12 protein-coding genes are annotated in these 13,275 nt (G+C 73.3%); 8 read left to right on the forward strand and 4 right to left on the reverse strand.

From position 1 onward, the window contains the following. Positions 1-18: 18 nt before the first annotated feature. A complete protein-coding gene (locus AB2L27_RS14365; RefSeq protein ID WP_370442165.1) occupies positions 19-1,332 on the reverse strand; it encodes an ABC transporter substrate-binding protein in 1,314 nt (437 codons plus the stop codon). Between the two features lie 30 nt (positions 1,333-1,362). Continuing rightward, positions 1,363-3,330 (reverse strand): glycoside hydrolase family 127 protein, encoded by a 1,968-nt coding sequence (locus AB2L27_RS14370; RefSeq protein ID WP_370442166.1) that lies wholly within the window; start codon positions 3,328-3,330, stop codon positions 1,363-1,365. A gap of 179 nt (positions 3,331-3,509) precedes the next feature. On the opposite strand from AB2L27_RS14370, the gene AB2L27_RS14375 reads away from it, so the two are divergent. Together AB2L27_RS14375 and AB2L27_RS14380 are read left to right on the forward strand one after the other, a co-directional pair. Then, positions 3,510-4,469, forward strand: a complete 960-nt coding sequence (locus AB2L27_RS14375) for a LacI family DNA-binding transcriptional regulator (RefSeq protein ID WP_370442167.1) — start codon at positions 3,510-3,512, stop codon at positions 4,467-4,469. Continuing rightward, positions 4,466-5,422: an acetamidase/formamidase family protein gene (locus tag AB2L27_RS14380; protein ID WP_370442168.1), complete on the forward strand. Its 957-nt coding sequence runs from the start codon at positions 4,466-4,468 to the stop codon at positions 5,420-5,422. The genes AB2L27_RS14375 and AB2L27_RS14380 overlap by 4 nt, the downstream gene beginning before the upstream one ends. Before the next feature lie 12 nt (positions 5,423-5,434). Here the strand turns inward: AB2L27_RS14380 and AB2L27_RS14385 are convergent, their stop codons facing one another. Next, entirely contained in the window at positions 5,435-6,487 is a 1,053-nt protein-coding gene (locus AB2L27_RS14385) for a LacI family DNA-binding transcriptional regulator (RefSeq protein WP_370442169.1), read from the reverse strand. Between the two features lie 89 nt (positions 6,488-6,576). On the opposite strand from AB2L27_RS14385, the gene AB2L27_RS14390 reads away from it, so the two are divergent. From AB2L27_RS14390 to AB2L27_RS14415, 6 genes are read left to right on the forward strand one after another with little or no spacing between them, the layout of a single operon-like run. Beyond that, positions 6,577-7,959, forward strand: coding sequence for an ABC transporter substrate-binding protein (locus tag AB2L27_RS14390; protein WP_370442170.1), 1,383 nt, complete (start codon positions 6,577-6,579; stop codon positions 7,957-7,959). Then, positions 7,959-8,972: a carbohydrate ABC transporter permease gene (locus tag AB2L27_RS14395; RefSeq protein ID WP_370442171.1), complete on the forward strand. Its 1,014-nt coding sequence runs from the start codon at positions 7,959-7,961 to the stop codon at positions 8,970-8,972. The genes AB2L27_RS14390 and AB2L27_RS14395 overlap by 1 nt, the downstream gene beginning before the upstream one ends. Further along, positions 8,969-9,868, forward strand: a complete 900-nt coding sequence (locus AB2L27_RS14400; protein WP_370442172.1) for a carbohydrate ABC transporter permease — start codon at positions 8,969-8,971, stop codon at positions 9,866-9,868. The genes AB2L27_RS14395 and AB2L27_RS14400 overlap by 4 nt, the downstream gene beginning before the upstream one ends. A gap of 58 nt (positions 9,869-9,926) precedes the next feature. Next, positions 9,927-10,757, forward strand: a complete 831-nt coding sequence (locus AB2L27_RS14405; protein WP_370442173.1) for a PhzF family phenazine biosynthesis protein — start codon at positions 9,927-9,929, stop codon at positions 10,755-10,757. After that, complete coding sequence (locus tag AB2L27_RS14410) at positions 10,754-11,239, forward strand: NUDIX domain-containing protein (protein WP_370442174.1); 486 nt, start codon at positions 10,754-10,756, stop codon at positions 11,237-11,239. The genes AB2L27_RS14405 and AB2L27_RS14410 overlap by 4 nt, the downstream gene beginning before the upstream one ends. Before the next feature lie 32 nt (positions 11,240-11,271). After that, positions 11,272-11,586: a hypothetical protein gene (locus AB2L27_RS14415; RefSeq protein WP_370442175.1), complete on the forward strand. Its 315-nt coding sequence runs from the start codon at positions 11,272-11,274 to the stop codon at positions 11,584-11,586. Between the two features lie 6 nt (positions 11,587-11,592). Here AB2L27_RS14415 and AB2L27_RS14420 read toward each other — a convergent pair whose 3' ends face one another. Beyond that, a complete protein-coding gene (locus AB2L27_RS14420) occupies positions 11,593-13,185 on the reverse strand; it encodes a GGDEF domain-containing protein (RefSeq protein WP_370442176.1) in 1,593 nt (530 codons plus the stop codon). Positions 13,186-13,275: the final 90 nt, after the last annotated feature.

Consider the following 13,275-nt stretch of genomic DNA (forward strand, 5'->3'; position numbering starts at 1 on the left):
GGTTTCTCTCGAGAGTGCTCACAGTTGCGCCTGTTCCAGGATGCGGTCGAAGTCCTTCTGCCCCTGGGCCAGCGCCCCGTCGACGTCACCGTCGAAGACGGCACGGCGGAACGCCGCGATCCAGGGGGAGTTCTGCTGGTTGAACAGCAGGTTGTACGCGAGCGTCGTCGGTGCGTAGGCGTTCTCGATCTCCTCCAGCGGGGCCACGGCCAGCGGGAACTCCTGGCGGTAGCGGGCCGTCGCCGCGTCCGATCGCACCGGGATGTACCCACCGGCGGGCAGGTTCTCCTGCTGGGTCAGGTCCAGGGCGAAGCGGGCGAACTGCCACGCCGCCGAGGCGTTGGCCGCCCCTCGCGGGATGCAGAGGTTGTCCCCACCGGCGAACGTCGACCGCCCTCCGTCCGGCCCCGGCAGCAGCACGACACCGGTCTTGGCGCGCATCTCCGGCGTCGCGCTCAGCGCGGCGAGGGAGAAGTTCGACGGGAACAGACCGATCCTGCCGTCGCGGAAGTCCGCGCCCCAGCGGGCCCCGTCACCGGAGAAGTTGCTCTGCGGCATGAGCCCTTCGGTCCACATCGTCCGGTACAGCTCGAACGTGCGCCGGACGGCGTCGTTACCCTCGATCGCCCCGCGCTGGTCCCCGACCTCCCCCACGATGTTCGGCGCGTCCGCCGCCCACAGGTGCGGTTGGACGACGAACCCGAGGATGCCGGCCGCGTTGCCGTCGATCGTCCAGCCGTACGTCCCCTCCTCCAGGGCCCCGATGGCGCGGGCGGCCTCCAGCAGACCGTCGAAGTCCCGCGTGTGTTCGACCGGATCCAGCCCGGCACGTTCGAACAGCTCGGTGTTGTAGTACAGCAACGAGTTGTCGGCGATGTACGGGACGCCGTAGTGCCGCTGGTCCCGGGTGGCCAGGCCGAGCTGGCCAGGGTTGAGCCGGTCGGCGAAGTCGAGCTGCTCCACCAGCGGGGTGAGATCGGTGAACGAATCACGGTAGATGAACAGCATCGAGTTGATGTCGTCGATGTCCACGATGTCCGGGACGTTGCCACCACGGATGGCGGTGGCCAGCTTCGTGACGTACTGCCCGTCGAGGACGGGTGTCACCTCGACGCTGACGGCGTCCTGCGAAGCGTTGAACGCGTCGACGACCTGCCGGACGGCGACGACGGTCGCCGCCCGGCACCACAACCGGACGGTACCGGTCGCGTTCTGGCCGAAACCGGCGGCCGTGACGTCGGGCTCGGGCAACTGCGAGGCGCAGGAGGGCAGCAACGCCGACAGACCGGCGATCCCTCCCAGCGCGAGCAGGGTCCTGCGGTGGAGCTCCATCGCACCTCCTCGGAACGGAACGGGGGCCGGTCAGGCCCGGGGCAGCCAGACGCGCATGGCGCCCAGTTCTCGGTTGGCCCAGGCGTAGTAGGGGACCGACGGGACGACCTGGACGGTGTCCTCGGCCTGCGGCGCGGGATCGTCCCCGGCCGGCCGGTAGAGCGGACCGGCCGCCGCACCCACCGCGGCGTGGACGGGCAGGTGCAGGACGGTGACCCCGTCGAGCAGGTCGGACCGGTGCTCGGCGCGGGCGTCGCGCAGTTCGGCGACGCGGACGCGCACGTCGTCGGCGACGAGGCCGTCGGGCAGGTCGACCTGCTCGACGGCGTAGACGAGCGGCCCGCGTTCGACGACGACGCAGCCGCGCACGGCGTCGACGCGCGGGTCGGCCTCGACGATCCGGACCGTCATGGGCAGGACGAGCTCGACGACGTCACCGACGGAGAAGGCCCGCCGCACGCGGAGGTAGTCACCGGCCGTCGTGGGCACGGGCTCGCCCACCACGGTGGCGACGGCACCCTCGGCCCACCCCGGCACGCGCAGCGCCAGCTCGAACTCCCCGGGGGATTCCAGGACCTCCACGCGGACGGTCCCGTCCCAGGGGTAGTCAGTGTCCACCCGCACCCGGGCCCCACCGGCCTGCACCTCACCGGTCGTGAACTGGTGCAGCTGGACCCCGGCGACCCCGTCGCGGTCCGAACTCGTCGCGACGTACGCGTCGAGCTGGGACAACGTGCGCATGATGTTCGGCGGGCAGCACGCGCAGTCGAACCACGGTCGTCGTCCGTGCGCGACGCTGCGTTCCTCCTCGGCGTGCGCGTCGTGCCGGAGCTGCAGGGCGTTGACGTAGAAGTACTCCGTGCCGGCCAGGGAGACCCCGGGCAGGAACGCGTTGAACAGGGTGCGTTCGACGAGGTCGGCGTAGCGCGCCTCCCCCGTCGCCAGCAGCATCCGCCAGCTCCACTGCACGCTCGCGATGGCCGCGCACGTCTCGGCGTAGGCGCGGTCCGGGCCCAGCTCGTAGTGGTCGCCGAACTGCTCCCAGTCCCAGCGCGACCCGATGCCGCCCGTCACGTACGTCTTGGACGACAGCATCCCCTCCCACTGCCGCACGAGGGCGTCGAGCAGTTCCACGTCACCGGTCTCGGCGGCGAGGTCCGCCGCACCTGCTGTGAGGTAGATCGCACGGACCGCGTGGCCCTCGGGCGAGGTGGTCTCCCGGACGGGGAGGCGATCGGAGAAGTAGGTCGGTTCGGCCCCGTGTCGGGTCCGGATGATGTCGTGCCCGCGAGCGTCGACGAACCACCGTGCGAGGTCGAGGTAGGCCCGGTTCCCCGTCTCCCGGAACAGCTCCACCAGGCCCATCTCGACGACGGGGTGGCCGTCGACCTCCTCGGTGCGCCCAGGGCCGAAGGTGGCGACGAGGTGGTCGGCGAGCTTCACCGCGATGTCGAGCAGACCTGTCTCACCCGTGCCCCGGTGCACCGCGACGGCGGCCTGGAACAGGTGCCCGGCGCAGTAGTGCTCGTGGCTCCAGTGCAGGTCGGTGTAGCGCGCACCCTGGCCGCGGACCTGCTGGACGGAGTCGAGGTAGCCGTCCGCCGCCTGGGCGGCGGCGACGACGGCCGTGATCTCGCGGATCCAGCCGAGGATCTGCGGGTCCGGCTCCCGCGCGTGCTCCCAGCCGGCCGCCTCGAGCCACTTGTAGACGTCGGAGTCCATGAAGATCGGCCCCGTGGCCTCACCCTGCTCGACCCCTGCCGCGATCCGCAGGTTCCGCAGGTTGCCCGCGGTCTGGAGCTTGTCGTAGCCGGTGCGGATCGCCTGCCGGCGGTTGATCTGCATGCGCTCGAACCAGAAACCGCCGGTGCTGCGCGAGGCGCCGAGCGGGACGGGGTGCAGGAGGAGCGCTGCCCGGGCGGTGGGCGCGGCGGGCGCGGTCACCGGGGAGGTGGCTGGTCCGGGGGCCAGGTCCGGCCCGGCGGTCGTGCTGGTCATGGTCTCTCCATCGAGGCGGTACCGGCGTGCTCAGAACGTTCGGAACATCCGGAACACGTTTTCTGCCACGACCGTAGAACTCGCCTCCGGTCTCGTCAAGACAGCGTTATCCTCTTGTTGCTCAACGAGTCGGGAGGTGGAGCGTGACAGAAAGCCTTGTTCCGGTACGGATCGTCGACGTGGCTGCGCTGGCGGGTGTCTCAGCGGGCACGGCCTCGAAGGCGCTCAACGGGACCGGCCAGCTGCGCACCGAGACGCGCGACCGCGTCCGCCGGGCGGCCGAGCAGCTCGGCTTCACACCCGACCCGGTCGGGCGGAGCCTGTCCTCCGGGCGCAGCTACACCGTCGGGCTCATCACCACCGACAGCTTCGGCCGCTTCTCGATCCCCATCATGCTCGGGGCCGAGGACGCCCTGGGGGCCGGGGAGATGAGCGTCCTGCTGTGCGACAGTCGCGACGACCCGCTGCGCGAGCAGCACTACCTGCGGGCGCTGCAGGCCCGACGGGTGGACGGGATCATCGTCACGGGCCGGCGCACCGACCCCCGGCCACCGCTGGCGGCGAACGTGCCGGTCCTGTACGCGTTCACCCCCTCGCAGGACCCGCAGGACACCTCGCTGGTGCCCGACCAGGCCACCGGGGCCGCCGAGGCCGTCCAGCACGTCCTGGACCTCGGCCGGCGGCGCGTCGCCCACGTCACCGGCCCGGGCGACCACCACGCCGCCCAGGTCCGGGCGCAGGCCGCCGCGAGCACGGCCGGGGAGACGTTCGCCGGTCCCGTCCTGCACGGCGACTGGACCGAGCGCTGGGGACGGCTGGCCGCTGACCTGCTGCTGCGCCGCCACCCCGACCTGGACGCCGTGACCTGCGGCAGCGACCAGATCGCGCGCGGCCTGTGCGACGGGCTGCGGGACGCCGGCCGCCGCGTCCCGCAGGACGTCGCCGTGGTCGGGTTCGACGACTGGGACGTCATCGCGCTGGCGTCCCGTCCGCCCCTGACGACGGTCAACCTCGGCCTGGGGGCCCTGGGGCGCCGGGCCGGGGAGCTGCTGCTGCGGGCCGTGGGGGGCGACCCCTCTGCGGGGACGACGGCGCTGCCCACCCGGCTCGTGGTGCGGGAGTCGACCGTCCCGGCGTGAACCCCGGTCCGCGCGAGGAGAGGATCGCCCCCGTGCTCCCCGAACCGCAGGTCCTGCGCCCCACCGCCGGCACCGTGACCGACGCCTTCGACCCCTCGCTCACCCCCGTGCTCACCGTGGACAGCGGCGAGCGGTTCACCGTCGAGGCCCTCGACGCGCACGGGTTCACCCGCCGCCCCGAGCACCCCGGCGCCCCCACCCCGCGCCTGCTCGAGGGTGCGCAGGGGCACTGCCTGAGCGGGCCGGTCGCGGTGCGCGGTGCCGAACCCGGCGACGTCGTCGCGGTGACGATCCACGCGGTGCGGACGGCCGGCTGGGGCTGGACGGTCGCAGGGGTGGACACCCCGCTGAACCGGCGGCTCGGCACCACCGGGCGCGTGGACCTGCTGTGGGACATCGGGTCCGGGACGGCCACGAACCAGCTCGGGTTCACGGTCGACACCGCGCCGTTCCTCGGCGTCGTCGGGACGACCCCGGCCGCCCCCGGACGGCACTCGACCATCCCGCCGCGGCCCGGTCACGGCGGGAACGTCGACTGCCGCTCCCTCGTCGCGGGCTCGACGCTGTTCCTGCCCGTCCACGTGCCCGGGGCGCTGCTGTGCCTGGGCGACGGGCACGCCGCGCAGGGCGACGGGGAGGTGTGCGGCACGGCCGTGGAGTGCGCGACGACGACGGACCTGTCGGTCGCCGTCGTGCCGGCCCCGGCCCTGCCGACCGTCCACGCCGTCACCCCGACCGAACGGATCACCTTCGGCTTCGACGCCGACCTGGGCGCCGCCACCGACGCAGCGCTGGGGGACCTCGTCACGTGGGTGGCCGCCGAGCACGACCTGGACCGCCCGACCGCGCTGGCCCTGCTCAGCAGTTGCGCCGACCTGCGCGTCACCCAGGTCGCGAACCGCACGTGGGGCGTGCACGCCGTCCTGCGCCACGACACCCTGCGCCGCCGCTGAACCGCGAGGGGTTCAGGCCGTGCCGCGCGGGGTGAAGACGTGCTCGACCCGGCGCGTCTGCGACTGCGCCGCACCCCCCGCGTCCTTCAGCGCCCCCACCGCGAGGTCGACGGCCTGGCGCGCCACCTCGTGCATGTCGACGGCCAGCGTCGTCAACTGCGGGGTGACGAAGGTGCCGAGGGACAACCCGTCGATGCCGACCAACCGCACGTCCCCCGGCATCGAGACCCCCCGCTCGACGAGCGTGGCGAGCGCCCCGACGGCGAGGATGTCGTTCCAGGCGAACACGGCGTCCGGCAGTCCCCGCTCCAGCAGGTGCAGCGTGACGGCCCGCGCCGCCCCGACGTCCTGCCCACCGGCCGCGAGGACCTCCACGGCGATCCCGGCGTCCTGCAGCGAGGACGCGATGAGCCGGCCCCGCTCGTTCGTCCGGCCGGGGTGGTCGCCGTCGAGGACGACGGCGGTCCGGGTGCCGACGCGGGCCAGGTGGGCGGCCGCCTCGCGCAGGGCCGCCCGCGGGTCGAGCCGGACGACGTGCACCCCGGCGGCACCGGCCGCCAGCTCGTCCGGTGCCGGGCCGACCGTCACGACGGTCATGCCCGCCAGCGCGTCCACCCACAGCTCGCTCGGTCCGAGGTACCCCAGCACGGCGTCGACCTGGCTGGCGAAGTCGACGAGCAGCCGCCGGTGGTCGGTCGCGTGGACGGTGTCCACGAGCACGACGTTCCAGCCGAGCTGCCCCGCGTACCGGACGGTGGCCGCGGCGAACTCCGGGTAATACGGGTTGGCGAGGTCGGACACGACGAGCCCGAGGGTGTCGCGCGTCGCCCGGGCCAGGCCCCGTCCGAAGCGCGAGGGGCGGTAGTTCAGCTCCTTCGCCGCGGCCAGCACTCGCGCCTTGGTCGCGGCGCTGATGCCCTCCATGTCGTTCATCGCGCGCGTCACCGTTTGCCGCGAGACCCCCGCGGCCGCGGCGACGTCCTCGATGGTCGCGGCGGTGCGCCGGGCACGACGACCCCTGTCGTCCACCCGGCCCCGGACGCGTTCGTCCTCCTCGGTCGTCACCCCAGCCCCGCTCCCTCCGGTCAGCACCCGCCACGCATCATCGCGTGCCTTGACAGCCTCCCTGGCCGGTGGCACCGTCCTATCACCCCGTGAGCGCTCACGGGAGCACGGCTCGACAGTCTCGACGAAGAGAGTGGGCTGGTTCGGTTGCACCTGACGTCATCCCGGCCGGGGATCGACCCCGGTCCACCCCCTCCCGCCGCGCGGTCCTGCGGGCCGGGCTGGCCGGAGCCGCCGGCATCCCGCTGACCGCCGCGCTGGCCAGCTGCGGCTCCCAGACCTCGATCTCCAGCGACCCGGCCGAGCTCGTCCTCTGGTACTGGAACCGCTCGATGGCCCCGAGCCTGCTGCAGCAGGCGGCCCGGCAGATCCCCGGCACCTCCAAGCACCTGCGCGCCGACGTCATCGGCGGCTCCTTCGACAACAAGCTCCGCACGGGGTTCGCCGCCCGGGCCTACGTCCCCGACATCACCGCGGTGAACTCCAACGCGGCGCTGTACTTCCCCAGCGAGGACCAGTTCGTCGACCTCGACGACTACGGCGCCCAGGAGTTCGCCGGCGACTACTACGACTGGAAGTGGAACCTCGGCCGGACACCGACGGGGCGCTTCCTGTTCTTCCCCATGGACACCGGCCCCACCGGCTTCTTCTACCGCGCCGACCTGTTCGAGGCCGCGGGGATGCCCTCCCAGCCGGACGAGGTCTCGGCCGCCGTGCGCACGTGGGACGACTGGATCGCCTTCGGGCAGCAGCTGCGCGAGACCAGCGACGTCGCCCTCGCCGGCAACGCCGTCCTGCTGTTCAACCAGTTCGTCAACGCCTCCCCCGAACGCTTCTTCGACGCCGACGACGAACCTCTCTTCCACCGGCCGGACTCGGCGATCCGCCAGGCGTGGGACACCGCGGTCAAGGCCGTCCGGGCCGGGGTGACGCGCAACCTGCAGGTCGAGAACGAGCAGAACGCGGCCTGGAACTCCGGCAAGCTCGGCGCCCACATCGAGGGGGCGTGGTGGATGAAGGTCCTCTCCGACACCGCCCCCGACCTCGCCGGGCTGTGGCGCATCGCGCAGCAGCCCGGCCTGCCCGGCAACTCCGGGGGTTCCTTCCTCGCCGTCCCGAAGACGTGCAAGGACCCGGCCGCGGCCCTGGCCTTCGCGCGCTGGCTCACGCTGCCGGAGAACCAGGCGCAGTCCTACAACGAGGTGCAGCTCTTCCCCTCCGCGCCCGCGGCGTTCACCTCCGGCCTCATGGCCGACTCCGGCGGGTTCTTCGGCGACCAGGACCCGCTGGCGTTCTTCAGCACCGCCGCCGAGAACGTCCCCACGACGTTCATCAGCACCTACGAGCGGCAGGTCGAGGCGTTCCGCGACCAGCTCCGGGTCGTCGAGTCCGCCGGCAAGGACCCCGACCAGGCCTGGGACGACGCCGTCGCAGCCGTCGACAAGATCCTGAAGAAGCGAGGAGTGATCTGATGGCCGTCGCCGAACACCCGACCACCGCGCGGGGCACCGGGGGCCGGCAGGCCGGGCCGGTGGTCCGGCGCCGGGGTCTGCGCTCCTCCTGGCCGCAGTACGTCGCGATCTCCCCCTTCTACCTGCTGTTCCTCGTCTTCGGCGCGTTCCCGATCCTCTTCTCGGTCTACCTGTCGTTCACCGACTGGGACGGCATCGGCGACATCTCGTTCGTCGGGCTGCAGCAGTACGCCTACCTCGTGCAGGACGCCCGGTTCTGGAACGCCGTCTCGAACACGCTCATCATCTGGGTCATCTCCACGGTCCCCATGCTGTTCCTGGCCCTGCTCATGGCGTTCCTGCTGCACCAGAACATCCGCTGGAAGGGCTTCTACCGGGTCGCCTTCTTCGTGCCCAACGTGACGAGCATGGTCGCGATGGCCATCGTCTTCGGCTCGATCTTCTCCGACAGCTTCGGCATCGTGAACTCCACCCTCACCGCCCTGGGACTGCCGACGATCGCCTGGCTGTCGACCGAGTGGGGCATCAAGATCACGATCGCCGTGATGGTGATCTGGCGGTGGACCGGGTACAACGCGATCCTCTACCTCGCGGCGCTGCAGGCCGTCCCGGAGGACGTGTACGACGCCGCCAAGGTGGACGGCGCCGGGTTCTGGCGGACGTTCTTCTCGGTGACCATCCCCATGCTGCGCCCGGTCATCCTCTTCACCGTCATCACCTCGACCATCGGCGGCCTCGGGCTCTTCACCGAACCGCAGATCCTGTTCGGCGCGGCCAACGGCAACGGCACCGTCGGCGGCGTGAACGAGGCCGGCATGACGATCGTCCTGTACCAGTACGACCAGTCGTTCTCCCAGCTCGACTTCGGGTACGGCTCGGCCATCGCGTGGGCGCTGTTCGCCCTCGCCGCCGTCTTCGCCGTCATCAACTGGCGACTGCTGCGCGACCGCGACGCGGTACCGCGACCGGCGTCCAGGACGACCCCCCGCCGCTCGAAGGAGGTGGCCCGGTGAGCGCACCGGAACTCACCCGCACGTCCCGCGCCCAGCGGGACCGCCTGGCCGTCACCCGGCCCCGTCGCAGCCGGCAGTGGGTCCTCAGCCGCGTCGTCACGCACGGCTGCATCCTCGTCGGCGTCCTGCTCTCCCTCTTCCCCTTCTACTGGCTGCTCGTCATGTCCACGAGCACGACGGGGCAGATCTTCGGCTACCCGCCGAACCTGCTGCCGAGCACGCACCTGCTGGAGAACCTGCGCAACGTCGTCGCCAACGTCGACCTGCTGGGGGCGATGCTCAACTCGTTCATCGTGGCGGGCTCGCTCGCGCTGCTCGTCGTCCTGCTGGACTCCCTGGCCGCCTTCGCGTTCGCCAAGTACCGGTTCCCCGGCCGGGACGTCCTCTTCGTGGTCCTGCTCGTGACGTTCCTCGTCCCGGGCAACCTGTCCCTCGTCCCGAGCTTCGTCCTCATGTCCGAGCTGGGGTGGACGGGACAGCTGCAGGCGCTCATCGTCCCGGGCGCCGCCAACGCGTTCGGCATCTTCCTGCTCCGGCAGTTCGCGCAGGCCTCGATCCCGGACGAGCTCATCGAGTCCGCGACCCTGGACGGCGCGGGGTTCTTCCGCACCTGGTGGTCGATCGCGATCCCCATGCTGCGCGGCGGCCTGGCGTTCCTGGGCATCTTCACCTTCGTGACGGCGTGGAACGACTACATCTGGCCGCTGGTGGTGCTGGTCAACCCCGGCACGCAGACGCTGCAGACCGCGCTGGCGCAGCTGAACTCGGTCTACACGACCGACTACGGGATGATCATGGCCGGCGCCGTCGTGAGCGTCGTCCCGCTCATCGGGATCTTCCTCATCGGCTCGCGGCACTTCATCGCCAACATCGCCGCGGGCGCGCTCAAGGGCTGAGGCCCTCGTCCGCCCGTCCGCCCGCTCGGGGATCGAGGAGCGCAGTAGGGTCGCGCGGGTGGACGTCCTGCGCTACGCCGCCTTCACCGACGATCCCGCCGGCGGGAACCCCGCGGGGGTCGTGCTCGACGCCGCGGGGGCGACGGCCGCGCAGATGCTGGCCGTCGCCGCCGACGTGGGGTACGCGGAGACGGCGTTCGTCGTGGCCCGGCCGGGCGAGCGCCGGGTGGTGGTGCGCTACTTCTCCCCCCGCGCCGAGGTCCCGTTCTGCGGGCACGCCACGGTGGCGACCGCCGTGGCCCTGGCCGCCCGGCACGGGGACGGGGAGTTCACGGTCGAGACCGCCGTCGGGGAGGTGGCGCTCCGCGTGGCCGCGGGGCGGGCGTCGTTCACGAGCGTCGAGCCCTCGGTCGCGGAGTTCACGGACGCCCAGCTCGCCGAGGTCCTCGACCTGTTCGGTCTCGTCGCGGGTGACCTCGACGAGGACTGCCCGCCCCGGATGGCGGCGGCCGGCAACCCGAACCCCCTGCTGGTCCTGCGCGAGGCCGACCGCTTCGACGGGTTCACCTTCGACCCCGCCCGGGCCCGCCGGGTGCTGGACGACAACGGCTGGCCCGCGACGCTGACCGTCGCCCTGCGCCGGGGACCGCTGGTGTTCGAGACCCGCAACGTCTTCCCCGTCGGAACGCTCACCGAGGACCCGGCGACGGGGTCGGCCGCGGCGGCCCTCGGCGGGTACCTGCGCGCGCTGGGCCTGATCCAGCCACCGGCCCGCGTGCTCGTCCACCAGGGCCGGCACGTCGGCCGGCCCGGGCTGCTGACGGTGGACGTTCCCCCCACCGGGGGGATCGTCGTCACCGGCACCGCGGTGCCGCTGCCCGCCGCGTGAGGCTGCGGCGGTCCGCGCGCGCCCTGGTCCTCACCCCGGACCGGGACGTCCTCCTCGCCGAGCACCACCCGGGCGGGGTGCGGGTGCGGGCCCTGCCCGGCGGCGGTCTCGAACCCGCCGAGGACGTCCGCTCGGCGCTGCGGCGCGAACTGCTGGAGGAGACCGGCCTCGACGTCGACCCGGCGGCCTGCCCGCACGTGTGGCGGCGGACGGTGCTCGAGCCGTGGGCGGCGCCCGGGTGGGACGGGGCCCTGGAGGACGTCTTCCTCGTCCGGGTCCCGGCCGCGTTCACCCCCCGCGGCGCGTTCGACGCCGACCGGTTGCGCGCCGAGGACCTGCACGGGTTCGGGTGGTGGTCGCTCAGCGAGGTGGCCGCGATGCCGGCGCACGGCGTCCTCACCGCTCCCGCTGACCTGGCCGCCCTGGTGCCGCGGGCGCTGCGCCTGCCCCCCGGGGCGGTTCCGCTCGTCGTCGGCACCTGACCCGCCCCTGCGGCAGCGGGGACGGCGACCCGGTGGACACCGTCCGGGGAACCCTGGACGCCGTCGTCGACCGCGACGAGCGGGCGCCGTGCCGGCACCTGGGGGTCGACACCCGCCTCCCGCCCGGGGAGGCGGACGTCCTGCGCGAACGGGTGGACCGCGCCGGCGGCCTCGACGCCGTCCTCGTGCGGGAGGTGAGCCACCAGCAGCTCGGCTCGCTGCACGTCGTGGAGGCCGTGGACCGGCGCGGGAAGCCCGTCGGGCGGTTCCAGACCCAGCCCGCCGCGCACGGCGCGGTCGTGGTCGTGGTCGTGGTCGCGGCGAGCCTGTCGGCCGACCGCTGGTGAGGGGCGTCAGCCGGCGCGCACCTGGTTCCGCCCGCCGGCCTTGGCGGCGTACAGGCGGGCGTCGGCCGCCGACAGCAACGACGTCTTGTCCCCGCCGTCGGCGAGCACGGCCACCCCGGCGCTCACGGTGATCCCCCGGCCCGCGGTGACCCCGGACCAGTCGAACCCGGCGACGGTGCGCCGCACGCGTTCGGCCAGCCCCGCGGCGACCCCCTCGGCCCCACCGGTGAGGACGAGCAGGAACTCCTCCCCGCCGAGGCGGGCCGCGAAGGCCGAGCCCTGCGGGACGTCCGCCGCGACCCGTTCGAGGATCCCGGCCGTGAGCCGCAGCACCTCGTCCCCGGCCTCGTGGGAGAACGTGTCGTTCACGGACTTGAAGTGGTCGAGGTCGAACAGGACCGCGCTCACGGCCGGGCCGCCGTGGGCGAACTCCTCCACGAGGGCCGGCAGCTTCTCGTCGACGAACAGGCGGTTGCGCAGACCCGTCAGCGCGTCGCGCCGGGCCTCCTCGCGGTACCGGGCCGCCTCGGCCCGCGCCACGTCCGTCTCGAACATCGCCTGCCGGGCCCGGGCCTGGGCCTCGCGCTGCTCCGAGAGCAGTTCGCGGTCGGCGGCGTAGAACTCCTTGTGCGTCTCGAAGGCGGCGCGGTGGTCCCCCAGCGCCGCGTGCACCTCGGCCTGCTCGGCGAGCAACTGGGCCCGCACCGTCCGGAAACCGGCCCCCGTGCAGGCCGCCCGGGCCTGGGCCAGGACCTCGGCGGCCGCCGACGCGTCGCCGCGCGAGCGCAGCACGATCGCCAGCGTCAGCAGGTAGACGGGCTCGTCGTCGGCGTTCTTGGCGTCCATGGCCGCGCTCGTCGCGACGGCCGCGCGGGCGGAGGCCTCGGCCTCGGCCAGCTCCCCGCACAGGAGCTGGACCCGGGCGACGGTGTCGAGGATGTTCGCGTTCAGGGGCAGCCCGTACTGGACGCCGAGCCGGTCCAGCAGGTCGAGCTCGCGCCGGGCCGCCTCCGCGTCCCCGCGGTCCAGTTCGGAGTAGGCGCGGTTGTTCACGACGCGCAGGTGCAGCGTCCCGTCCCCCACCGCGAGCTCCTCGGCCCGCCGGTACCAGGTGCGGGCGTCCTCGACCCCGCCGAGCTCGTCGAGCAGGTCGGCGACCATGAGCAGGACCCGGATGCGCACGCGGCGGGGAACCGCCTCGGTGCAGACCGCGACGGCGTCGAGGGCGTGCTCGAGGGCGGTGGAGCGGTCCCCGAGGTCCCGGAAGACCCGGCACAGCACCCACGAGGCGCGGGCCGTGGCCTCGGCTCCGCGGGTGCCCGCGTCGACCTCCTGGAGCAGGCGGGTGACGATGTCGGCGGCGCCGGCGGGGTCACCGGCCCGTTGCACGGCCTCGGCCTCCCCGACCCGGGCCAGGGCGAGGCTGACGACGTCGCCGAGCGCGGCGGCCCGCGCGGCGATGTCCCGGGCGCGGGCCGCCGCCGGGGCCGGGTCGCGGCCCACGAGGTCGTCGAGGTCGGCCAGGTCCGCGTGCACGGCCGCGAGCGCCGCGGGAACGGGTGCCGCGCCGGGGGCAGGCTCCAGCGTCAGGTCAGCCACCAGCGTCACCACCGCCTTCCGCACCGCGCCCCTGCCGGGGCCTCACCGAGGTGTCGGCAGGGCGCACCCCCACCTTGACCCCTGGAGGGA

The organism is Kineococcus halophytocola (genome assembly GCF_041276425.1).
Classification (GTDB): Bacteria; Actinomycetota; Actinomycetes; order Actinomycetales; family Kineococcaceae; genus Kineococcus; species Kineococcus halophytocola.

Bases quoted from the DNA above. Each gene is read 5' to 3' on its own strand.
- AB2L27_RS14365 (WP_370442165.1), bottom strand. From the start codon at position 1,332: ATGGAGCTCCACCGCAGGACCCTGCTCGCGCTGGGAGGGATCGCCGGT.
- AB2L27_RS14370 (WP_370442166.1), bottom strand. From the start codon at position 3,330: ATGACCAGCACGACCGCCGGGCCGGACCTGGCCCCCGGACCAGCCACC.
- AB2L27_RS14395 (WP_370442171.1), top strand. From the start codon at position 7,959: ATGGCCGTCGCCGAACACCCGACCACCGCGCGGGGCACCGGGGGCCGG.